The organism is Olleya sp. HaHaR_3_96 (assembly GCF_019278545.1).
In the GTDB taxonomy this organism is placed as follows: domain Bacteria; phylum Bacteroidota; class Bacteroidia; order Flavobacteriales; family Flavobacteriaceae; genus Olleya.
This window is the reverse complement of the sequence record NZ_CP058987.1, coordinates 1476776-1501311: the sequence shown is the minus strand read 5'-3', so window position 1 is coordinate 1501311 and position 24536 is coordinate 1476776. Positions and strand designations below refer to the sequence as shown.

Genomic DNA, 24536 nt, shown 5'->3' with positions numbered 1-24536 from the left:
AACCGAATCCTTTCTCAAGCTTAATAATAACTAGTTGTTTCGGTTTAAAACTAAACATAAAAAAATCCCTTTCAACTTAACGTTAAAAGGGATTTAAAATTTTATTGTATTTCCTCTTAAAGATTATAAATAAATCTAACTGTTACAAATCTAGGCTGTATATAATACTCACTAGTACTTACAGAAAACGCATCATTATTATTCTGTACTCTTGAAGCTGTATCTAATAAATTGGTCGTCTTTAACTCGTACTCCCACTTACTATCGCTACTTTTTCTGTACGCTAAATTAGCATTCCATAATCCGAAACTATTACTATTCCCATCCAACGTTTGACGACTATAAGTATAATCTGTTTTAAAAGTAAAGGTTTTAAATATTAACGCATCAAACTCTGCTGATGGTGCATTAGTATATATTTTGGTTCGTCTAGTACCTTGGTCATTATCACTTAAACCGTAAGTATATCGTAATTGAAAATTAGGAGCATCTCTAAAATTAGATCTAAACTCCGCAGTATAACTTTGGGTATAGTTTTCGTTAACCGAAACTTGGCTATTAATAAACTGATTGTATTTAGTATAACCAAAAGTCCCTCTTAAACTAGCTTGTAATTTACCAAAACGTCTTTGAAAACGACCACTAACATTTAAACTTTCATCATCTAATCCCGAGTTATAAGGTGTACTTGTTCTTATAACAGAGCCCGGCTGAAACTCCGATACATTTCTAATATTATCTATGTTTTTAGAGTAATTAATAAACGCAAAAACGTTCGTATAATTAAACATATTAAAACTAAAATAGCGCAAATTAATATTATGTGACAACGCGCTTTCCAAATTAGGATTACCTTGAAACGTAGAATTATAATTATTTAAAACTAAACCTTGTGCAAACTGATTAACGTCTGTAAATTGTGTTTGCATCTTATAAGATAAATCTAAGGTTTCCGTACCTTTTAATTGTACACGGACGTTTAAATCTGGCAATACTCTAAAAAAATTATCTGTCGTTTTAGTATTAAACTGATCATTAATAGCACTATAAGCATGTGCAGAAACCCCTGGACTAATTGTAAACTTACCTGTTTTAAAACGATAATGCGCGCCCACATAGATATCATTAAAAGTATATTTTATATCATTAACATCCGACAAGCCTGATATTGTTGTACTAGTCTCTAAATCACTTCCGTCATCTAACGTTTGAAAAATATTAGAATCAAATTGTTGATTACTATAAATCGTCCCAACAGTAAAATTGATATCGCTCTTTTTATTTAAAATATTCCAATAATCGACCTTAGCATCTAACTGATTGGTTTTAACACGTTTTTGTTGATTGACATCATAAGTAACCTGCGTTCCATCTAATCCTAGATCTTGAGCTGTGTCATCAAAAGGATCATTAACAACATCTGTATTATTTAATGGATCATTTTGTAGCACCGCATTATAAAATGGATCTTCATCTTGCAATAGATGTTGCACAGATAAAGCAAAAATATTATCCTCGTCCATTGTATAATAATAATTCAGGTTTTGATTTATCTTATAAGGATTAGTTTCTTCGTTTTGATCAATAGGCCCTACGACATTAGAGAATGTTCCATTTAACTGTTCATCTTTAGACACGCGCCCCAGAATATCATAATCCAATTGGTTATTACCATCTGGTTTATACTTTGCACTAAACTTAACTAATCCAAGATCACTTTTTTGCTGGGTGTTACTAGATGTATTTTCATCAGGTATACCCAAAGTTTGATCTGTATAAAATACGTTGCTATTTTCTTGTAACGCTATTCTACTACTTGCAAAAATGGCAAAACCACTAACATCCAAAGTACTTTTTGGAGAATAACTAAAGTTAGCGGCTCCAAACTTAGTATTAATACTTTTTGCTTGGTTATTTTGAAGTTGCCTAAAACCTAAATCATTACTACCTAAACTAATATTAGTCCCACTCTGCTGACTCGGTTGTTGGAAACCTCCTGAGAAATTAAAAATATCTCTGCGCGACAAAGCTAACTCACCAATATTATTTAAATCCCCAATAAAATTAATACTCTTGTTAGGACTGTAATAAAACAATTTTGGTTGCAATAAATATAACTCACTATCTTTAGAGTTTCCTGATCCACCCGTAACGGTACCAAACCAGAAGTTTTTCTTCCCCTCCTTTAATTTAATATTAATAGCAATATTATCTTGATTATTAGTCACACCACTTAATTGCCCCACTTCAGAATAATTTTTTAAAACCTGAACTTTATCAATAGCATTTGCAGGTATATTTTTGGTGGCTAATTTAGTATCTCCATCAAAAAACTCTTTACCATCAATCATAACCTTACCAACTTTCTTCCCCTCAATCTCAACCTCTCCATCATCATTAATCTCAACACCAGGCATTTTTTCTAAAACATCACCAAGTTTTCGTTCTGTTCCATTTTTAAAAGAATCCGCGTTATAAGTAATCGTATCACCACTTATGGTCACCGGCATTTCATAAGTAATCTCTACTTCGTCTAAACTATTATCTATAGACATCGTATAGTCTTTATTTATGTCACTCTCCTTAGTACTAACGATGTTGGAAATCTGTTTCATCCCAATATAACTAACCTGTATATTGTACGTTTGATTAACTTCTAAATTAAGCTTATAACGTCCTTTATCGTTAGTTATAGCATACGCCTCTAAAGTTTTAGTTGTTTGGTTTATAGCCACCACGTTGGCTAACTCTAAAGCAACACCCGTACTATCTTTGACAACACCTTCAAATTTGACTTGTGCAAAAGAGGTACTAATTACTAATAAAAGTAGTCCTGTAAATATATGTTTCATCTGTTTATTTTATCGGTTGGTTGTTTTGTATCCCAAATTAATTACGTCCACGTCCACCACCTCGACCACCTCGTGATCTAAACATTTCGCGCATCTCTTCCATTTTTTTCTTAACAATATCCTGATATTCTTCCATAGTAACCTCCTTACCTTTAGTCGGTTGTTTTATTTCATTTTTTTCTGAAGGATTCATTACTATTTTAGTACATAAAATAGTTGTTTGACCAGAATTTACTTCTAAAATCAAACCTGGAAGCCCCCAATAGTCTCCAGGACCATTATTAACAGGGATATCCATAGTGTACCACGCAGTAACTTCAACTTCTTTAGGCATTTCTATCTCATCAAAAGGGTCTTTTGATTTATCAGAATGTGTACTATCTTTTTTAACTTCTGCGGTTTCCTTTTTATCCTCTTTTCTATCATTACCTCCTCCTCTTCTAAAATTGGTAAAATCGGTAGGATCAGCTTTTTTAGTAGCAGTAGCTTTAAAGCAAGTATACTTCCCAATCTGTTTAGACTCACCACTCATTTTCCATTCTAACTTGACCAAACTATCTTTAATCAAAAATTGCTTTCCAAAAAATTCTTGATCCTGAATCAACTTGCTTGATTTTACATCCTTATAGATTATTCCTGAGGCAATACCTCCAAATCTAAAACCTCCTCGTCCCCCGCTTGGGGCTTCTAAAGCTTCGTCTTCCTTATATAACGACTCTGTTTTATTAAAATCTAAAACAAATGTTTTTTCAAGCCTACTTTTCATACGCGCCATAATCTCTTTTTTACGTTCTGGACTAAGCTCTCGACCTCCAAAATTATCCATATCCATAGTTGTTTTAGACATATAAGTCGCCTGGCCCTGAAAACTACTTTGCGCAAAAGTTGTAGATGATACAATCATAACTAATAGAATAGTTAGATTATTAATAGTCGTTTTAAGTGTCATTCTGATAAATTTTATAATTAATGCGTTATACTTAACTAAGACAACAAAATGAGTAAATAGTTTAATGTAAATCGAATAATACTTTTCTATAAAAATCGATCGTCACTAAATATGGATTTTTTTAAACCTTTGGTTTAGTTTTTGTACATTGTTACCCCATGAAACCACTACTAATTTTATTATATTTTTTATCTTTTTCGTTATTAGCCCAAGACAGTGTTACAACGACTTTGGTACAAAAAGACAGTATAGACGCTGATATATTTATATCCAAAAATAATTTTGAAAACGTATATCTTATCAAAGACAACGTTTTGATAAAAACGTCCGACAGACAATCCTCAAACTATAGTAATATCCAATTAGGAAAAATCGCATCCGTACACACCTTTAATCCTTTAAAAATCAATGTGTTTTATGCAGATTTAAATACGGTAATCATATTAGACAATAGATTAGCTGAAGTCTCCAAACTTGACTTTAACACTATCCAACCTTACAAAAACATCTCTCATGTCACAACAGGATTTGACAATACTATTTGGTTATTCAATCAGGATTTTCAATACTTAGAACTTTACGACTATAAAACACAAACCTCGCGATACAAAACAATACCGGTAGCCTCTAAACTATTAGACCTTACTAGTAACTATAACTATTGTTGGTTACTTACAGAAAACAACTTGTACTGTTACAACTATTTTGGGAGTTTAGTGTACAAAATCAAAAATGATGGGTATTCAAAAATAAAGGCGTCTAACGAAGATTTAATTATTCAGAAAGACAAAGCGTTAATTTTTTACAATCACAAAACCAAAGCACTGACGCCTATAACATTACAAAATATGTTAATAAGTCAGTTTTTTGTAACCAACCAAATCCTTTATATTTACAATCGTAAATCACTATTTCAATACAAACTTAAAACAGACTAACTATGCACGTTGCCATAGCAGGAAACATAGGCGCAGGAAAAACGACGCTTACTAAATTATTAGCTAAACATTTTAACTGGGAAGCTCAATTAGAAGACGTTGTAGACAATCCATACCTAGACGATTTTTATAATCAAATGGAACGTTGGAGTTTTAACCTACAGGTTTACTTTTTAAACAGTCGTTTTAGACAAGTATCTCAAATTCGCGAAAGCGGAAAAGATATCATTCAAGACAGAACTATTTATGAGGATGCACATATTTTTGCACCAAATTTACATGCTATGGGCTTGATGACTAATCGTGATTTCGAAAACTACAAATCCCTTTTTGATCTAATGGAAGGCTTTGTTGCGGGGCCAGACTTATTAATATACCTACGCAGTTCTATCCCGAATTTGGTGTCTCAAATACATAAACGTGGACGTGATTACGAAAATTCTATAAGCATCGATTATTTAAGTAGACTTAACGAGCGTTACGAAGCTTGGATACATGGTTACACAAAAGGCAACTTATTGGTCATTGATGTAGATAATATGGATTTTGTTGCAAACCCAGAAGACCTAGGTATTATAATCAACAAAATAGACGCAGAGATCAACGGATTATTTTAGACTTTTTTTGGCGTTACCACAAGGGTCGCGCTGTACATTATATCTTTTTTTGCCCTATATGGCAGCAAAAAAAGGATGCCATTACCATCACTAACGCGGGCTATTTAATTAAACCATGATTTTTGGCGTGGACAATAGCCTCTTTACTAGAGTTTACTAATAACACAGGTATCGTATTATAATCACTAAGTAGTTTTTTAACCCGTTTAGTTTTCTTCTTATCATTAACACTTCTTAAGTATACCGCCTTAATCCTATTAGGATAAGCATTAACAAGCTCTAAATAAATATCTGGATCATTTTCCCCACTATCACCAATTAAAATGATAGGCAAATTAGGATATGTTTTCAAAATATTTTCGATTTCCAATTGTTTATCGGGCTTACACGACGCTGTTTTTTTTCTGAAAATGGTTTTAAATCCCCGCAATAAAATAGGCCCTTTCGGAAAATTATTAGTTCTTAGAAAAAACTCTAGGTAACGATATAAATTCCAAGGACTATGACTAACATAAAAAATAGGATTGGCTTTATCTCCTGCCGGCCCTTTATGTAGCATATGATAAAACTCCGCAGCACCTTCCAACGGAATTCTATTTTGTGCATGCTTTAAAAACGTATTATACAATACGCGCCATTTTAAAATGGACACGACGCCCGTATGTAAAATAGTATCGTCAATGTCACTTATCACTCCAAAATCTGAATTCTTATTTGGAATTAACAACTCGGCAGGGAATCTATTCTGATTCTGAATCGAACGTTTTAAGGTGGCTTCATTATAAGACACTTCAAAATTTAACCAACCTTCCGAATTTATTAAATCATCAAGCTCAGAAATAGTGTCATCTATCTTGTAATACCCATCTTTATCGGTTTCAGTATAAAAGACTTTATTATTTGGCAATGTAATTTTTAGCTTGGTATGTTTGATTTCATCAGTTTCAAAACGTTTCCAAGTATTTAGGATAAGATTAAATAAGCTTTTTTGATCTAAATCAATAGTTTCATCCTCCAAAGCGCGACCACGATGGTAAAAGTGACTGGACGTACCGTAACTTAAAAACGAAATAATTTGTAATGGATCTTTCTTAAACCAACTCATTACTCAAATATAGTATAAAAAAAAACCTACTAATAATATTAATAGGTTTTAAATTTATAATTTCAATAAAGCCATACCTTTTTTAACATTTTGATGACTTACTTCTTAAATTATTTTCTATCTAAACCTACTAAAACCGTTAATCCGTTAAAATCTATCTGAGTTATTATTGGTAATAATATCAGGGCTTTTAAAAGACAATTATTCAACAACTATGGCTTTATCAACACCCACAACATAAGTTGAACCTTCTTCACTTCTAGTGACTTCGTTACACACTATAGCTCCAACAATAACTTTTTTAGTATGCGTTACACTTACTTCTGTATGACCTCCTAAAATTGGAGCAATCACTAACCCTATTAAACAGGTTAGTTTTATAAGGATATTCATGGATGGTCCAGACGTATCTTTAAATGGATCACCAACAGTATCTCCTGTTACGGCTGCTTTGTGCGCATCAGAACCTTTGTATGTCATGTCTCCATTAATCATAACGCCTGCTTCAAAAGATTTCTTAGCATTATCCCAGGCACCACCGGCATTATTCTGAAAGATAGCCCAAAGCACGCCTGACACCGTAACCCCTGCCATATATCCTCCTAACATTTCTGCAATCGCTAAATGTTTCATTCCAAAAAGCATAGGAAGAAAAGCAATAACTAACGGAAAACCTATAGTCAACAACCCCGGTAACATCATTTCTTTTAAAGATGCTTTAGTAGAGATTGCCACACATTTATCATATTCAGGTTTACCAGTTCCCTCCATAATTCCTGGAATTTCTCTAAACTGACGACGCACTTCCTCAACCATTTCCATAGCCGCTTTTCCGACAGCATTCATTGCCAATGCCGAAAAGACAACGGGAACCATCCCTCCCACAAATAGCATTGCTAAAACAGGCGCTTTAAAAATATTAATACCATCAATCCCAGTAAAAGTCACATAGGCAGCAAATAAAGCCAATGAGGTTAAAGCGGCGGAAGCAATAGCAAACCCTTTTCCTGTTGCTGCTGTTGTGTTACCAACCGAGTCTAATATATCCGTACGTTCTCTTACAATTGGTTCCTGTTCGCTCATTTCTGCAATTCCCCCTGCATTATCCGATATCGGACCAAAAGCATCAATTGCTAATTGCATAGCGGTCGTAGCCATCATTGCAGAGGCAGCCAATGACACACCATAAAAGCCTGCAAAAGCATAAGACGCCCAAATAGCTGCAGCAAATAACAATACCGAAGGGAATGTAGACATCATTCCTGTTGCTAAACCCGCAATAATATTTGTTCCCGCTCCTGTACTAGACTGTTGTACTATTTTTAAAATAGGTGGTTTACCTAACCCAGTATAATATTCGGTTACAGACGAAATTACAGCCCCCACAAACAATCCAACCAAAGTAGCATAAAACACACGCATACTAGAAATCTCTTGAAGACCTTCACCGAAAAAATTCATTTGCATCGTTTCGGGTAACATCCAAGTCACTAAACCATAACACGCACCAGCCACTAATGCAATGGACACCCAATTACCGCGATTTAATGCTCCCATTACCTGTGCTTCTTTGGCCTCATTACTTTTAATTTTAACTAACACCGTACCAATAATAGATATTATAATCCCCACACCAGCAATTGACATAGGCAATAAAATAGGACCAATACCTCCAAAAGCATCTTGTATTGCACCGCCCATATCTTTAATAACATAATTACCTAAAACCATTGCTGCTAAAACTGTAGCTACGTAAGACCCAAATAAATCAGCCCCCATTCCTGCAACATCACCAACATTATCGCCTACATTATCTGCAATAGTTGCAGGGTTACGTGGATCATCTTCTGGTATACCTGCTTCTATTTTACCTACTAAATCCGCTCCAACATCCGCTGCTTTAGTATAAATACCGCCACCCACTCTAGCAAATAATGCAATAGACTCTGCCCCTAAAGAAAAACCCGCTAACGTTTCTAATACAATAGTCATGTCCATAGTCGTAGTCCAAACACCACCCATAAACACATTAAAAAACACAATAAAAAAGACCGTTAATCCTAAGACTGCCAAACCAGCAACACCAAGTCCCATTACTGTACCACCACCAAAAGAGATTTTTAAAGCATTTGGTAAACTTGTTCTTGCTGCTTGCGTTGTTCTAACATTAGTCTTGGTAGCTATTTTCATTCCAATATTTCCTGCGAAAGCAGAAAAAATAGCACCACATATAAACGCAATGACTATTAAGTAACTAGTAGTGGGTACAAAATAGGCAACCATAGCAAGTAAGACACTGACTATGACTACAAAAATTGAAAGCAATCTATACTCAGCATTTAAAAAAGCTAAAGCCCCTTTATAAATATGATCCGAAATCTCTTTCATCTTGCCATCTCCAGCATCTTGTTTCATGACCCAAGATTTTTTAATCACCATGTAAATTAAGCCTAAAATTGCCATAACAATAGGCATGTAAATCATCATTGCTTCCATATCAGTTTGTTTATTAAGTGGTTAACTACTACTAAAGTAACACAATCAATTAAAACTAATATTATTAATATCTAAATATTTTAACATAATATCTATATTATCAATAATTAAAAAACTATTTGAAACTAAAAATAAACTCAAGTACTAGTAGAAACTAATACATCTTAAATACCATTACTTATATAACATAAAAAAACCTTTTACTATTTAGTAAAAGGGTTTTAATATTTTAGGTGAATTTACTTCTTAGATAGTAAAATTACCGTTTTTCTTATGTTCGCTATTCTCATAACGTTCAACACATTTATTTAAAATCTCATAAGCTTCTTTAGCATCTCCCCAAGCTCCGATATCTACTTTTTTCATTTCTAAGTCCTTATAAACTTGAAAAAAGTGAGTGATTTCTTTAACTCTGTGAGGATTTAAATCGTCAATATCGTTATAACTGTTCCAAATTGGATCTGTAGTTGGTACACAGATGATTTTTTCGTCTGGTCCTTTTTCGTCAGCCATGTGGAATACACCTATTGGCTTAACTTCCATTACACAACCTGGAAAAGTTGGTTCAGCTCCCATTACTAAGACATCTAATGGATCTCCATCTAATGCTAATGTTTCTGGAATAAAACCGTAATCTCCTGGATACATCATTGAAGAAAATAACATACGGTCAAAACGGATTTTATTTAATTCAAAATCGTATTCGTATTTATTTCTGCTTCCTTTTGGTATCTCTATTAATACATCAAATGTTAATTTTCCTCCTGGACTCATAATTATTTATTTTTAGTTTCCGTCAAGCGGAATTTAAATATTATTTTTTACTTTTTTGGGATGCGAAAGTACGAGATTATTTAGGTATTGGCAAGAGAAACGCGCTGATTTTTAATAAGTACAACAGTATCAGACACACTTTATTAAAAAAAATCCATTTACATTGTTAAATTGTCTGTTTAACTCTAATAAACATAATCCCAATTACAGCACTATTAATCGCACTAAACGATATGACTATTTATGTGTCAATATCCAAAGTTCTACTTCTTCCAGAGCACGCCAATGTTGATCTCTTTTTGTTTTATCCGAAGATAATTTAACCTTTCTTTTTAAACACTTTTCCAAAACAAAGCGTCCGCCTTCGGCAAGTTCTTTTTCTATCGGATGCGTTTTAGACACCTCCGTAATCTCTGCCAAGTTTGAAAACAGTAAGACTAATTTACCATCTGGCAATAACTGTTGTTTTGCACCTTCAAAAAAATCAGGGAACAACGTTTCATTATAGTAAATAGCTTCGTCTAATCTATTTAATCGACTAGACGTTGGCAACCATGGTGGATTAAATACAATCAATTCGGTCTGTTTTTTCGACTTACCAAAAAGACTAGCGTACTCCAAGGTTATTTTTCTTGATAGTTTTGTATCCTTCATAGATTCGGTTAAACCAAAAATAGCATTAGGATTAGTATCCGTACCATATACTGTTTGAAAACCATGCTTTACCATTTGAAACGATAACACACCACTTCCAATACCAACATCGATAGCTGACTTTTTAGGCCCTTCGTAACGTTTTAACCAATTATCAAAAAGTATTAAGTGGTCAAAACGCGTTGGGAAATAAGTCCCATAATAGGGATGTATCTTATTACGCAACACTGGAATAGTAATACCATTTTCATACCATTGCCACGCGCTATTAAGTCCTTGAACTTTAACAAAAGGTAATAAAAAATTACTGGTTTCGGGATATAATTTTTCTAACCAACCAATTGCTGGCCCTTTTTTTACTGCTAACTTATGATCAATAACTTCAATTAAAATAAGACTTGATAACTTGTTATATTGTGCCCTATATTCTCGTTGTTCTTTAAAAGACTTATTAGGTAACTTTTTATGTAAGTATACTTTTAACTCTTTTAATAACGTTAATCCATTACTGTAAAAAGCAGTTATTAACACAGGATGCCCCGCTTCTAATGTCTTTATCGTTAATTTAATATCCGTGCCTTTACTAAACAACATTAATTGTTTATCCGAAACAATAATTTCAGGCTTATTTAGATCTAACGCTGTTACATCATTTACTTCTGCTTTTGATACAGCCATATATATTTAAAATTGAAATGCCTCACACTATTTACGTGCACAAAGCATAAGATTGAAATCGTTAAGTTATTATTTAGTTTCTAAAAGTAAAAACCAAAACTACCCGTTACGCCAAATTTTCTAGCATCAGGGTTAGCGATTGGGTCCAAGTAATTCCCTCTAAAGTTTAAGTCTATCCTAAACACTTTAAAGATATTACCAACACCAACACTATACTCGTAATACGCTTCCTTTTTTGGTGCTCTATAGACCAAACCAGAAGCATTAATGTTTCTATTATCTTGAGAGATATCTCCAATAACACCTCTTGCTCCCACTATTGCTCTTAAATTATACTTTTTAAGAAATGGTATACGAGAAAACAAGCGTCCATTAAAGTTATGCTCTATATGTAAAGTAGCATATTCATCGGTCACAAACTCGTAAAAATCTAAGTTTGAAAACGTGTTATAAATTGAAAAATAACTTTGGTTACCTGGCACAATACTAAGCAACCCTAAAGGCACTTCTCCAAAAGTTTTTCCTGCTTCAATAGTTGTAAACAATCTACCAAATCCACCTAAAGCCCATGGTTGCGTGTATGAGAATTGCAATCTAGTATAATCAAAATCACTATTTAAAATACTATTATCTCCAACAGATATTTGTGCAAATAACCTTGCAAAGTCATCATTTTTAGTACGACGCTCAACACCATATCCTGTCATTTCTCGCTTTGGGAAGTAGGACATAGAAAACGCTGTTTCGTATTGCTTTACTTCTGATTTAGTAGCGGTTTGGGTCGCATCTGTAAAATAATCTAAACTAAAAGTTGGAGAAGCAGACTCTAATGTTCTATAACTTATACTTAGACGAGTTAATAAGTTTCTAAAGGGTTCCGCTTCAATAGCCAACGTACTTAAATTTAAATTTGTCAACTTATCATTTGTTCCTGTACCCACGACAGAGCTACTCGCTAAACTTCGACCTAAAACATCCGTACTTGTAGTTAAACTAGCTCCAATTTGCTCTACATCTCTTCGGTTTCCTCCAGAAATAATTAATCGGCTTTTCTTATCTATTAACCATTTACCTGATAAACCATATTTAAATTTATCATCTTTAAAACCGTACGCTGTAAATCCTTCAATACGCCATAAATCGTTTTGACCAAAATAAGTACGACCTCCCGCTCTTATCCTAACACCTTCCACCGCATTATACCCAAAAGTGGAAAAAATTGGTCCGTAATCTAAATTAAGTTCAGGAAATTCGACATAACCAGAAGCTAATATGCTCCCTAAATTGTAAAGTCGTTTGAACTTTTGTGTGTTTTTTAAAGAATCCAACATGACATATACCCCTTTTTCGTCCTTACTTAAGGTTTCCATGCGGTTTTTATCCCAAAAACTATCATCTTGATTATAGAGATCTTGATCAAAACTATAGACTTTTTCTTTATAAAATTTCGGGTCTTTTTTCTCATTAAACTTATAGTTATCGTACAACGTGGTACGTTTACCATAAATCCCTTGTGATTTTTCTTTTTTATTAAAAGCAAAATCACTCATAAAGTAATCACGTTTTATTAAGAATACAGAATCGTTAAGCACTTCAAATTCTTGCTCGATATAAATCTCTTTTACCCAATTTATGTTTGCACTTTTAGAGGCTTGCATGTTAATTTCCTTTATAGCAAAGGTTGAATCTGCCACCCAAAAATCACCTTTAAAGGTTAATTCATTTTTACGTCTCGGGTAATAAATAATATTATAGCACCATTTATTATCGATAAAACTACTGTCCGCTAAGACATAATTATAAGTCTGAATCCCTGTTCTTGAAATTGGACTTGTAAAACTTTTATCAAAAAATTTAAGATAGTTATCATACACGTCATAATCAGAGTACAAATCGTCTACAAAATCAATTATAATTTGATTATTACTAAACCCTGAGTTTTTGTTTCCTTTTAAGACATCACGTTTAGCATTAATTTCATTATCACCATATACCTGGCTAGAAGACTCATTAATAAACATCGGTAAGTATGTCTTACCTGTAACATTGGAGGTATCTACTTGCTCAAACACAAACTCCATACCTCTAAACAGCTTACTTTGCATTAAAGAACTGTCTACCGTGTTAAGATCAAACTCTACTTTTTCATACTTATCATATTGATACTGCTTATATTTTTTTAGACCGTTAAGACGTTTATTAGCCCATATTTTTCTCAGAATATCAATTGCTGGGTTATTTTTTTTAGATTGTTTTCCGGAAATAATAAGCACTTCATCAAGTGCCGCGATTTCTTCTTTTAAAACAAATTTTAAATCGTAGTTTACTTTTTTATCAAGTTTAATCTCTTGTGTTTGAAAACTAACAAATGACACTACAAGTGTGTCCCAAGTATTATCATCTTCCAGATAAAAACGACCTTCCTCATTGGTTATTACCCCAACAGAAGAGTTCTTAAAAACGACATTAGCAAAAGATATCGGCTGGTTATATTCGTCATAAACAACACCACTAACCTTAGTTTGTGCTATTGCAAAAAGACTTCCGAAGACAAAAAAAAGACAAAAAAGTTTACTGTTCATATTTAGGCATTTAATACAAAAAGCTCCATCAACAATCGTGCTAATGAAGCTTTTAATAAATAGAAAATACTATTTTTTATTTATACATTACTTTTTTAACAGCAGTAATAACATCGGTATGATCTGGCAACCATTCTGCTAATAATACTGGTGAATATGGCGCAGGTGTGTCTGCTGTGTTTATTTTTATAATTGGAGCATCTAAATAATCAAATGCTTCGCTTTGTACTAAATACGTAATTTCAGTCGCAACGTTACCAAACGGCCACGCTTCTTCCAAAATAATTAAGCGATTTGTTTTCTTTACAGACTTAACAATGGCTTCTCTATCCATTGGACGCACTGTACGTAAATCGATAATCTCACAAGAAATACCATCTTTAGCTAATTGATCAGCTGCGATATAAGCTTCCTTAATTATCTTACCAAAAGATACGATGGTTACATCTGTACCTTCTCTTTTAATTTCAGCAACCCCTAATGGAATTGTATATTCTCCTTCTGGCACTTCTCCTTTATCACCATACATTTGCTCACTCTCCATAAAGATTACTGGATCGTTATCACGTATAGCAGATTTCAATAGCCCTTTAGCATCATACACATTTGAAGGTATAACCACTTTTAAACCAGGCGTGTTTGCAAACCAGTTTTCAAACGCTTGAGAGTGCGTTGCACCTAATTGTCCAGCAGACCCTGTAGGACCTCTAAAAACTATTGGACAATTAAATTGTCCTCCAGACATTTGTCTAATTTTAGCTGCGTTATTTATAATTTGATCAATACCAACTAACGAAAAGTTAAACGTCATGTATTCTACAATTGGTCTATTACCAGTCATAGTCGATCCGATAGCTATACCTGCAAATCCAAGTTCTGCAATTGGCGTATCAATAACACGCTTTGCTCCAAACTCATCTAACATCCCTTTTGATGCTTTATACGCACCATTATATTCTGCTACTTCTTCACCCATTAAAAAAATGCTTTCATCTCTGCGCATCTCTTCGCTCATGGCTTCACATATAGCTTCTCTAAATTGAATTGTCTTCATCTAAATAATAATTTGAAAAGCAAAAATAACAATAAATCAAAAACTTTAGACTAAAGAATTATTTAAAATTTACTATGCATGCATAGTATTTTTTCAAAATAAATAATTATCTTCGTAACCGTAAGATTTAAGCGCTGTTTTAAAACCTTAATTTTATCAAAATTTAAATAAAAGTTAGATTAACTATAACGTTATAGTTATCAAAATCTAACGTTATAGAACTCATAAAAACAAAATAATATGAAAATTTTAGTGTGTATTAGTCATGTACCAGATACGACATCAAAAATTAATTTTACCGATGGAGATTCAAAATTTGACACAACTGGAGTACAATTTGTAATTAATCCAAATGACGAATTTGGTTTAACACGTGCTATGTGGTTTAAAGAAAAACAAGGCGCTTCTGTAGATGTTATAAATGTTGGAGGTCCTGAAACAGAACCTACTTTACGTAAAGCTTTAGCTATTGGTGCAGATACTGCCATTAGAGTTAATACTGAAGCTAAAGATGGTTACCAAGTCGCTAAAGAAATTGCTAACGTAGTCAAAGACGGTGGTTATGACTTGGTTATTGCAGGTCGTGAATCTATCGATTACAATGGTGGAATGGTACCTGGTATGATTGCAGAAATGGTTGACGCTAATTTTGTAACTAACTGTATTAGTTTAGAAGTAGATGGTACTGCTGCTAAAGCAATGAGAGAAATTGATGGTGGTAAAGAAACTGTTGCAACGTCATTACCGTTAGTTATTGGAGGTCAAAAAGGATTAGTTGAAGAAAGTGATTTACGCATCCCAAACATGAGAGGAATTATGATGGCACGTAAAAAACCTTTAACTATTGTTGAGCCGGTTGGTGCTTCTGTTGAAACGTCTTCAGTAAAATTTGAAAAGCCAGCTCCTAAAGGTGCAGTAACTTTGGTTGCTCCAGATAATTTAGACGAGTTAGTTCAATTACTTCATAACGAAGCTAAAGTGATTTAGTTGTAAACTTGAACCCTGAAACTTGTTTTGGGACCTTTTATAGTTTACAAAATCATTAACAAGAACCTGACGTTAGCTCAGGTTAAAAAACAAAAAAATATGTCAGTTTTAGTATATACAGAATCAGAAAACGGAGCCTTCAAAAAAACAGCTTTTGAAGTTGCCTCTTACGCAAAAGCAGTTGCCGACCAAATGGGAACAACTGTAACAGCTGTAACAGTAAACGCAAACGATGTTTCAGAATTAGGACAATACGGCGTCGATAAAGTCTTAAAAGTATCTGATGCGTCTTTAAATAATTTTAATGCCAAATCTTATGCTGCAGCAATTGCACAAGCAGTAAAAAATGAAGGCGCTAAAGTTGTAATCGTTAGTCAAAGTGCAGACAGCAAATATTTAGCTCCAATCTTATCAGTTGCTTTAGAAGCTGGTTACGCCTCCAATGTTATGGAAGCTCCTACTTCTACTTCTCCTTTTACAGTAAAACGTACGGCGTTTACAAACAAAGCATTCAACTTAACCACTATTGATACAGATGTAAAACTTGTTGGGGTCTCTAACAACTCTTTTGGGTTAGTAGAAAAAACAGGAAGTGCTACAGCAGAAGATTTTGCACCAAGCTTACCTGCTACAGGAGTAACTGTAGAGTCGGTTGATAAAGCATCAGACAAAGTTACAATCGCTGACGCGGAAATAGTAGTATCTGCAGGTCGTGGAATGAAAGGACCAGAAAACTGGGGAATGATTGAAGAGTTAGCAGATGTCTTAGGAGCAGCAACAGCATGTTCTAAGCCAGTATCAGATTTAGGATGGAGACCTCATAGCGAACACGTGGGACAAACAGGAAAACCTGTAGCTTCTAACTTATATATCGCTATCGGAATCTCTGGAGCAATACAACATTTAGCAGGTATTAATGCCTCTAAAGTAAAAGTAGTCATTAACACAGATCCAGAAGCGCCTTTCTTTAAAGCAGCAGATTATGGAGTTGTTGGAGATGCTTTTGAAGTTGTTCCACAATTAATAGAGAAATTAAAAGCGTTTAAAGCAGCAAACGCATAAGTTTTTATAAAATTAAGTTCTTATTAACAAAGGACTGTTTAAATTATGTACAAAAAACTACTTAGCGTAGTTTGGTAAAGTCCTAATTTAAACGGTTCTTTGTTTTTTATACACTATGAGTTTAGTCCGATTAAATATTAAAGGTATTTCTTACAGCCAAACACAAAATGGTGCGTATGCACTAATTTTAAACGAAGTTGATGGCGACCGCAAACTACCAATAGTCATTGGTGCATTTGAGGCGCAGTCTATTGCCATCGCATTAGAAAAAGAAATTAGACCACCTAGACCACTCACTCACGATTTATTTAAAAACTTTGCAGATCGTTTTGATATTGTAGTCAAACAAGTCATCATTCATAAATTAGTAGATGGTGTATTTTACTCCTCTTTAATTTGCGAACGCGATAAGATTGAAGAAATTATTGATGCCAGAACTAGTGACGCTATCGCTTTAGCCTTACGATTTAAAGCTCCAATTTTTACTTACAAAAACATATTAGACAAAGCAGGAATATTTCTTAAAGTTGATCCGACTCAAGAACACGATCCAGATAATATTTTAATTGACGACTTACTACAAGATGAGTTTGAATTAGAAATAACGGACGACAGCTATAGCGCCAAAACTATAGAAGAATTACACAACCTATTAGACGAAGCTGTTGCTAATGAAGATTACGAAAAAGCAGCAAAGATCAGAGACGAAATCTCTAAACGTTAATCCCTTTATAATGAAATATTTTTTTATAGCACTTATTGCTGTCTTTTTTGGTTTGAACTCTATTTCGGCTCAAGAATCAGGAGAAGAAATAATAGCTTTAGATTCGCTGACTCTTAACAGCGCATCAATTATCCCAACAGAAAAACTTCAAATAGAAAAAAAAGATCATAAACTACAAGCTTGGCAATTATCTAGTCATGTTATTTATGAAAACTTAAATAAATTTCCAGATAAAGTACAATCGAATATTACTTTCACAAAAGGTAAAGAATTTATCGAATTTTTTGATAGCGGCGCCTACGTTTCAATCCTTAATAATAGCTTTAATAAAGGCTATTATTTACAAAACAACAAACTTCTAGTTTTTAAACAAAAAGTTCCTACCACAGTTGACGTATATTATACGATTTTAGAGGTTTCTGAAAACATTTTAAAATTAAAAAAAGGAGATAACGAGGTCTTAACATTTGTCTCTAAAAATCATCCTGATTTTTTACAACAAGTGACCAGTCAAGATAAAATAATAAAAAGTACAGGATATACATTTACTAGTATCTGGAAAGGTTTGCTAGGAATGTTTTCTTTAATAGCTGTAGCCTTTTTATTTAGCAGTAATCGTAAAGGTATTAACTGGAGAGTTGTAGGTATTGGGTTAACATTTCAATTATTAATAGCCGTTTGTGTTTTAAAAATCAGCTTTGTAAAAGGTGTTTTTGAAGGTATTGGAAAAGTATTCATTAATATCTTAGACTTTACACGAGCTGGTAGCGAATTTTTATTTGGAGGAGTCATTGATATTAACTCTTATGGATTTATTTTCGCCTTTCAAGTACTACCAACCATATTGTTTTTCTCCGCTTTAACCTCTCTATTATTCTATTTAGGCGTTATACAAAAAGTGGTTAAAGCAATGGCTTGGTTACTATCCAAAGCATTAAAAATTTCTGGAGCAGAAAGTTTAAGTGTTGCAGGAAATATCTTTTTAGGACAAACAGAAGCGCCTCTTTTAATAAAAGCTTATTTAGAGAAAATGAATAAGTCAGAAATGCTTTTAGTCATGATTGGAGGTATGGCCACTGTTGCCGGTGCTGTATTAGCCGCTTACATTGGCTTTTTAGGAGGTGATGATGAAGCTTTAAGATTATTTTACGCTAAACATTTATTAGCAGCATCAGTTATGGCAGCTCCTGGTGCCATTGTTATTTCAAAAATATTATTCCCTCAAACAGAAGACGTTAATACCGATGTTACTGTATCACAAGATAAAATTGGATCTAACATTTTAGATGCTATAGCCAACGGAACCACTGAAGGTCTAAAGTTAGCCGTAAATGTTGGTGCCATGCTATTAGTATTTGTTGCATTTATAGCCATGTTTAACGGTATTTTAGGTTGGGTTGGAGATGTAACGTCATTAAACGTTTGGATCGCTGCCAACACAGCATATAGCGCATTATCCTTAGAGTTAATTCTTGGGTATATCTTTGCTCCTTTAATGTGGTTAATTGGTGTTGCTCATGAAGATATGGCGTTAATGGGACAATTATTAGGTATTAAAATAGCAGCTAGTGAATTTATTGGATACATTCAATTAGCAGATTTAAAAAATGCAGCAAATGCTACGCATTTAATGTATGAGAAATCAATAATCATGGCGACTTATATGCTTTGTGGTTTTGCAAATTTTGCCTCTATAGGTATTCAAATTGGTGGTATTGGATCTTTAGCACCTGGACAACGTAAAACACTTTCTAAATTTGGAATGAAAGCTTTACTTGGTGGTACAATTGCTTCTCTAATTTCGGCTACTATTGCAGGTATGATTATCGGATAATACGACTAACACACCTTTTAAAAATAAAAATATCTAAAAGCTCATATTAATCAAATAATATGAGCTTTTAAATTTTCAATACAAAAAGACTCCGTTTAATATATCTTGAACTAAAGTAGTTTTTTATTAATTTTGCTAAATAATTTGTAGCACAAAATTATAGTAAATAATCCTTAAATAATAGACTCCTGCTATCCAGGACTACACACTATGAAACAATACCACGACTTAGTCAAACACATATTAGAACACGGAAATGAAAAAGGAGATCGCACAGGAACAGGCACTAAAAGTGTTTTTGGCTACCAAATGCGTTTTGATTTAAGCGAAGGTTTTCCGATGGTTACCACAAAAAAATTACATCTAAAATCTATTATTCATGAATTGCTATGGTTTTTAAAAGGGGATACCAATATTAACTACTTAACTGATAATGGTGTTAAAATTTGGAATTCTTGGGCGGATGACAATGGCGATTTAGGACCTGTTTACGGGCACCAATGGAGAAACTGGAATAGTGACGAGATTGATCAAATAAAAGACGTAATACATACTTTAAAAAACAACCCAGATAGTAGACGTATGTTGGTTTCTGCTTGGAATCCTTCTGTATTACCAGATAACTCCAAAACTTTTTCAGAAAATGTTGCGAATGGAAAAGCGGCTTTACCACCCTGTCATGCCTTTTTTCAATTTTACGTAGCAGATGGCAAACTATCTTGTCAATTGTACCAACGTAGTGCTGACACTTTTTTAGGAGTTCCTTTTAATATTGCTTCTTATGCCTTATTCACTATGATGATGGCCCAAGTCTGTGGTTATGAAGCGGGTGATTTTATTCATACGTTTGGAGATGCTCATATTTACAGTAATCATTTTGAACAATTAGAATTACAATTGTCTAGAGAACTGAGACCATTACCAACCATGACAATTAATCCTGACATAACAAATATTTTAGATTTTAAATTTGAAGATTTCACTTTAAAAAACTACAATCCACATCCACATATTAAAGGGGCTGTTGCTGTTTAAATAATATAATACGCACTATTACATTTAACATAAAATCTATTAACCCTCTCAAAGCATTAAAGATGAACAAAATAATTCTATTATATTTTATGCTATTAACACCAATAGTATTTGCTCAAGAAATTGAAGAAGTAAATTATGAATTACCAAGGACTGAAGAAAACGTAGATATCCCATTTGCGGTAGTAGAAACCCCTCCTATATATGAAGGTTGTCAAGAGCTGAACGGTAACACTGCAAAGAAAAATTGTTTTTCACAATTAATAGCTAAACATGTTTCTAAAAAATTTAACGTTAACATTAGCGACTCCTTAGGGTTGCCATCAGGACGTATTAAAATAAACACGATGTTTAAGGTTAATAAAAAAGGAGAAATTGTAGATGTAAAAGCCAGAGCCCCTCATCCTAAACTGGAAGAAGAAGCAATACGCGTTATACAATTAATTCCAAAAATGTATGCTCCAGCGATGCACATGGGCAGACCTACAGGGACCAACTATAGTTTTCCTATTGTTTTTAATGTGGTTGGAACAATGACGCCTACAGATACTATAGCCAATAAAAAACGAATCATTAAAAAAGAAAAATAAAACCACCAATCACATTAGTAAATGCAACCTTCGTTACAAAAGTATCTGCTTAAAATAAAGTGTAATTTACTTAAGTATCTGCAAACAAGCTAAAACGTAAACAACTTATTGTCCACACGTGAATTATAAAAAACTTACAACTTTATGACACTATTATCCGCCGCAGCATAATCATTCCAAGCATAAGCATCTGCTTCCACGTCATTCTGCCATTGCCCATCAACAACATATTTAAACTCGTAAGCCTGACCAGCTTCTAGATTTACAGTACCTTTAAATGTTCCGTTTTTCAACTTTTTCAATGGTGCCGCTTCGGTATTCCATTCATTCCAATTACCTGCAACAGTAACTTGTTTTGCTTCCGCTGCCGGAACAGTAAAAGTGACTTTACAAACTGGTTTACTTTTCAAAAATTGTTTCTTAATAGCCATAATATAAGTGTTTTAAAGATTCTAAATTAGACAAGATTTAGTCAAATTTCAAAATAAAAAATAACTAATTTTAAACTTTTATGGGATTATTAAATTTAAGGACTAAAAAATTGCTTTTTATTAATTTAACTCTATTAAATTGTTAATAATAGCTACAGCAACCACTCTGTAAACATCTAAAAATCAGACCACACTGTTTTTACATTAAATTTTAAATAGAACTCTTATAAAAACATTAACTTTACACTATAAACGCAACTTATGTTTGGATTAAAGAAAAAAGAGACCCCTCAAATAGATAAAGAACAATTAGAGTTAATAAAAAATGCGCAACGTAGAATAAAGCAAAAAAAACGATTGTATGCTCATTTTGTAATATTCTTAATTGGTGCAGTATTATTAATAGTAGCTAACACGGTTTTAGGCATAGGAAAAGAGACTAAATTTTTCGGAATTAATTGGTTTGTCTTTGCTATAATGGCATGGCTATTTTTCTTTTTATACCATTTTTTTAGTGTATTTGTTACTTCTAAATTTATGGGGAAAGATTGGGAAGACAAACAATTAGCAAAACTAGTCAATAAGCAAAAAATTAGAATTGAAAAACTTAAACTTCAAGTCGAAAAAGAAGATCTTCATATTGCAGAAAGCACTGTTTTTAAAAACAATCAAAGTAAGATCGTTAATAACCTCACTATCATTGTCGCAGCTGGAGAAAATAACGAAATTGGTAAAAATAATGATCTAATTTGGCACTTACGTGATGACTTAAAGCGCTTTAAAGCATTAACCTCTGGTCATCATATCATTATGGGGCGCAAGACTTTTGAAAGTTTTCCAAAACCATTACCTAATCGTACACATATTGTTATTACTAGACAAGCAAATTATACAGCCCCAGAAGGAGTTATCGTTGTCAGTAGTCTAGAAGATGCCATTGCTATTAGCAAAAAAGACACGCAACCATTTATTGTTGGCGGTGGAGAAATATACAAACTTGCCATGTCCTATGCCTCTAAAATAGAACTAACACGTGTGCACTCCAATTTTGATGCAGATACCTTTTTCCCAGAAATAGACTCATCTCTATGGAAAGAAACCGCTAACACTTTTCATAAGAAAGATGAGACTCATGAATTTGAATTTTCCTTTTTAACTTATGAGAGGAAATAATAACGCATATGATAGCAATACTATTATTAGGTTTTTTGGCAGTGTCTATATTCGATGCTATTGGAGCGATACTTTCAAGAGTATTAAAATTTAATTATACCTTATTAACCTTCGGTTCTATCTTAATTTATGGTCTAGTTGCTTATTATACGGCAGAATCAAGTGTCGCAGTAACCGGAATCTTATCATCTGGTGTAGTAGGTATTTTTGATGGTACAGTAGGCTTGTTAATATCAAAAAAACTAAATGCTAATATCCCGAAAATCGAAGGAGTAGACTTAAACATATCTCTTAAAATGGTATTTACTATGTTTATTTTTGGAAGCTTTATTGGAATCCTTACCACACTACTATTTAATTAAATAAAAATTCTGTTTCCTTTTCTAAAATCAGAAAATATTCTATTTTAAACTTTTACGCACTCCCCTCTAATTCACGAATAAAATAAACGTCTTACCATCGTAAACGACTAAATTTCACTTTAATTTAAGTTTAACATTTAAAACATACTAAATAGTATCTTTTAAGTATACATTTGTAACATGTTACAAAACCAAAAATCAGAACTTACCAAACAAGTCATTTTAAATGAGTCGTTTAAATTATTCTATGAAAATGGTTTTAAAACAACAAGTGTGGACACCATAATGAAAGCGACTAAACTTACTAAAGGCGCTTTTTATCATCATTATAAAAACAAAAAAGAACTCGGTCTTGCTGTAATAGCTCTAAAAGTTCAAAAAAGGGTTCATGATGGGATGATTGCACCTCTATACAAACCAGGAAATGCAATACACATTTTAGGAACCACCTTTTTGGATCGCTTAAAATCATTCCCATTATACGACAAACAACATGGATGTCCTATGAACAATTTTATTAATGAGGTTGGAGATCTTGAAATCGCCTACCAGATTGCACTAAGACGTATAATAGAGGATTGGAAAGCAGCATTAATTCAACTCATCAATAGAGGTCAGCAAGAAAACACGATAAACAAGACTGTATCCAGTAATTCCGTAGCAGTCTATTTAATTAGTGCTTTTGAAGGCATTCGTGGTATAAGAAAACTATATGATAATGATGATATTCTTGACGAATACATTCTTGGCCTATCATTATATTTAAAACAAATAAGAGCATAATTTTTTTTTACAACAAAACATACCGATTAGTATGTTATTAAAACACTACCTATGAAAAAACAAGTAAACAAAAGAAGAGACTTTATAAAAAAAGCAGCTCTAGCCAGTTTAGTAGCCCCTCATTTAGCTTTTTCGAGCACAACAGAAAACACCAAGGACATCTCAGAAACAACTGTACGTCCAAAGGTCTTATTTTTTGACGTTAACGAAACCTTATTAGATCTTACAGTAATGAAGGACAGCGTTGGAAAAGCATTGGGCGGTCGCAGTGATTTATTACCATTGTGGTTTACAACTATGTTACAATATTCATTAGTAAGCACAGTTGGAAATCAATACAATGATTTTGGAATTATAGGTGCAGCTGCGTTACAAATGGTAGCTTCTAACAATGGTATTACACTTACAGAAGAAGAAGCCAAAGATTCTATTTTAGGTCCAATTAGATCTTTACCTGCTCACCCAGAAGTTAAAGTTTCGTTACAAAAATTAAAAGATGCAGGTTATAAATTAGTGTCATTCACAAACTCTTCCAATAAAGGTGTAGAGACTCAATTTAAAAATTCAGGGTTATTAGATTACTTTGATGAGCGCCTAAGTGTAGAAGATATTGGGAAATTTAAACCGCATACTGATGCTTATATTTGGGCTGCCAGGAAAATGAAAATTAAACCAGAAGAATGCTTACTAATTGCAGCTCACGGTTGGGACATTGCAGGAGCACTTTGGGCCAATTGGCGTGGTGCGTTTATCAGCAGACCTGGCGCACAATTATATCCTTTAGCTGAAAAACCAGAAATTACAGCCTCTGATTTAGCTATAATTACCGATAAATTAATAGCTTTAGGTAATTAAA

General features: G+C 33.3%; 21 protein-coding genes. 12 read left to right on the top strand and 9 right to left on the bottom strand.

The features are described from left to right. Positions 1 to 116 precede the first annotated feature (116 nt). Both H0I26_RS06465 and H0I26_RS06460 read right to left on the bottom strand, forming a co-directional pair. The gene (locus H0I26_RS06465; RefSeq protein ID WP_218701516.1) at positions 117 to 2852 is read right to left on the bottom strand and encodes a TonB-dependent receptor; all 2736 of its coding nucleotides are present in this window, start codon (positions 2850 to 2852) and stop codon (positions 117 to 119) included. Between the two features lie 37 nt (positions 2853 to 2889). Further along, positions 2890 to 3801, bottom strand: coding sequence for a GLPGLI family protein (locus tag H0I26_RS06460; RefSeq protein ID WP_218701515.1), 912 nt, complete (start codon positions 3799 to 3801; stop codon positions 2890 to 2892). Between the two features lie 158 nt (positions 3802 to 3959). On the opposite strand from H0I26_RS06460, the gene H0I26_RS06455 reads away from it, so the two are divergent. Both H0I26_RS06455 and H0I26_RS06450 read left to right on the top strand, forming a co-directional pair. Then, the gene (locus tag H0I26_RS06455) at positions 3960 to 4739 is read left to right on the top strand and encodes a hypothetical protein (RefSeq protein ID WP_218701514.1); all 780 of its coding nucleotides are present in this window, start codon (positions 3960 to 3962) and stop codon (positions 4737 to 4739) included. 2 nt (positions 4740 to 4741) lie between these two features. Next, a complete protein-coding gene (locus H0I26_RS06450; protein ID WP_101017041.1) occupies positions 4742 to 5356 on the top strand; it encodes a deoxynucleoside kinase in 615 nt (204 codons plus the stop codon). A gap of 100 nt (positions 5357 to 5456) precedes the next feature. On the opposite strand, the gene H0I26_RS06445 is transcribed toward H0I26_RS06450, so the two are convergent. The 6 genes from H0I26_RS06445 to H0I26_RS06420 all read right to left on the bottom strand — a co-directional run bounded on the left by H0I26_RS06445 (position 5457) and on the right by H0I26_RS06420 (position 14699). Next, positions 5457 to 6461, bottom strand: coding sequence for an App1 family protein (locus tag H0I26_RS06445; RefSeq protein WP_101017039.1), 1005 nt, complete (start codon positions 6459 to 6461; stop codon positions 5457 to 5459). Between the two features lie 201 nt (positions 6462 to 6662). After that, positions 6663 to 8957 (bottom strand): sodium-translocating pyrophosphatase, encoded by a 2295-nt coding sequence (locus H0I26_RS06440; protein WP_256935285.1) that lies wholly within the window; start codon positions 8955 to 8957, stop codon positions 6663 to 6665. Between the two features lie 246 nt (positions 8958 to 9203). Then, positions 9204 to 9731, bottom strand: coding sequence for an inorganic diphosphatase (locus tag H0I26_RS06435; RefSeq protein ID WP_101017037.1), 528 nt, complete (start codon positions 9729 to 9731; stop codon positions 9204 to 9206). A gap of 237 nt (positions 9732 to 9968) precedes the next feature. After that, the gene (locus H0I26_RS06430) at positions 9969 to 11063 is read right to left on the bottom strand and encodes a methyltransferase (protein WP_218701513.1); all 1095 of its coding nucleotides are present in this window, start codon (positions 11061 to 11063) and stop codon (positions 9969 to 9971) included. An 80-nt stretch (positions 11064 to 11143) separates the two neighbouring features. Beyond that, positions 11144 to 13645: a DUF5686 and carboxypeptidase-like regulatory domain-containing protein gene (locus H0I26_RS06425; protein WP_218701512.1), complete on the bottom strand. Its 2502-nt coding sequence runs from the start codon at positions 13643 to 13645 to the stop codon at positions 11144 to 11146. 76 nt (positions 13646 to 13721) lie between these two features. Beyond that, on the bottom strand, positions 13722 to 14699 hold the full coding sequence (locus tag H0I26_RS06420) for a pyruvate dehydrogenase complex E1 component subunit beta (protein ID WP_101017033.1): 978 nt from the start codon (positions 14697 to 14699) through the stop codon (positions 13722 to 13724). A gap of 240 nt (positions 14700 to 14939) precedes the next feature. On the opposite strand from H0I26_RS06420, the gene H0I26_RS06415 reads away from it, so the two are divergent. The 6 genes from H0I26_RS06415 to H0I26_RS06390 all read left to right on the top strand — a co-directional run bounded on the left by H0I26_RS06415 (position 14940) and on the right by H0I26_RS06390 (position 20931). Further along, a complete protein-coding gene (locus H0I26_RS06415; RefSeq protein ID WP_218701511.1) occupies positions 14940 to 15686 on the top strand; it encodes an electron transfer flavoprotein subunit beta/FixA family protein in 747 nt (248 codons plus the stop codon). Between the two features lie 99 nt (positions 15687 to 15785). Continuing rightward, the gene (locus H0I26_RS06410; protein WP_101020932.1) at positions 15786 to 16748 is read left to right on the top strand and encodes an electron transfer flavoprotein subunit alpha/FixB family protein; all 963 of its coding nucleotides are present in this window, start codon (positions 15786 to 15788) and stop codon (positions 16746 to 16748) included. 115 nt (positions 16749 to 16863) lie between these two features. Next, positions 16864 to 17472: a bifunctional nuclease family protein gene (locus tag H0I26_RS06405; RefSeq protein ID WP_218701510.1), complete on the top strand. Its 609-nt coding sequence runs from the start codon at positions 16864 to 16866 to the stop codon at positions 17470 to 17472. A 10-nt stretch (positions 17473 to 17482) separates the two neighbouring features. Continuing rightward, a complete protein-coding gene (locus H0I26_RS06400; protein ID WP_411268239.1) occupies positions 17483 to 19306 on the top strand; it encodes a NupC/NupG family nucleoside CNT transporter in 1824 nt (607 codons plus the stop codon). A 210-nt stretch (positions 19307 to 19516) separates the two neighbouring features. After that, complete coding sequence (locus tag H0I26_RS06395) at positions 19517 to 20341, top strand: thymidylate synthase (protein ID WP_218701509.1); 825 nt, start codon at positions 19517 to 19519, stop codon at positions 20339 to 20341. A 62-nt stretch (positions 20342 to 20403) separates the two neighbouring features. Further along, positions 20404 to 20931, top strand: a complete 528-nt coding sequence (locus tag H0I26_RS06390; RefSeq protein ID WP_218701508.1) for an energy transducer TonB — start codon at positions 20404 to 20406, stop codon at positions 20929 to 20931. A gap of 134 nt (positions 20932 to 21065) precedes the next feature. Here H0I26_RS06390 and H0I26_RS06385 read toward each other — a convergent pair whose 3' ends face one another. Next, positions 21066 to 21362: an isoamylase early set domain-containing protein gene (locus H0I26_RS06385; RefSeq protein ID WP_218701507.1), complete on the bottom strand. Its 297-nt coding sequence runs from the start codon at positions 21360 to 21362 to the stop codon at positions 21066 to 21068. Between the two features lie 261 nt (positions 21363 to 21623). Here H0I26_RS06385 and H0I26_RS06380 point away from each other — a divergent pair, with 261 nt between their 5' ends. The 4 genes from H0I26_RS06380 to H0I26_RS06365 all read left to right on the top strand — a co-directional run bounded on the left by H0I26_RS06380 (position 21624) and on the right by H0I26_RS06365 (position 24535). Next, positions 21624 to 22535 carry a dihydrofolate reductase gene (locus tag H0I26_RS06380; RefSeq protein WP_218701506.1) on the top strand — a complete coding sequence of 304 codons (912 nt, stop codon included), beginning with the start codon at positions 21624 to 21626 and terminating at the stop codon, positions 22533 to 22535. An 8-nt stretch (positions 22536 to 22543) separates the two neighbouring features. After that, the gene (locus H0I26_RS06375) at positions 22544 to 22897 is read left to right on the top strand and encodes a hypothetical protein (protein WP_218701505.1); all 354 of its coding nucleotides are present in this window, start codon (positions 22544 to 22546) and stop codon (positions 22895 to 22897) included. A 180-nt stretch (positions 22898 to 23077) separates the two neighbouring features. Beyond that, complete coding sequence (locus H0I26_RS06370; RefSeq protein ID WP_218701504.1) at positions 23078 to 23680, top strand: TetR/AcrR family transcriptional regulator; 603 nt, start codon at positions 23078 to 23080, stop codon at positions 23678 to 23680. A gap of 51 nt (positions 23681 to 23731) precedes the next feature. Beyond that, on the top strand, positions 23732 to 24535 hold the full coding sequence (locus H0I26_RS06365; RefSeq protein WP_218701503.1) for a haloacid dehalogenase type II: 804 nt from the start codon (positions 23732 to 23734) through the stop codon (positions 24533 to 24535). The last annotated feature ends 1 nt before the right edge of the window (position 24536 follow it).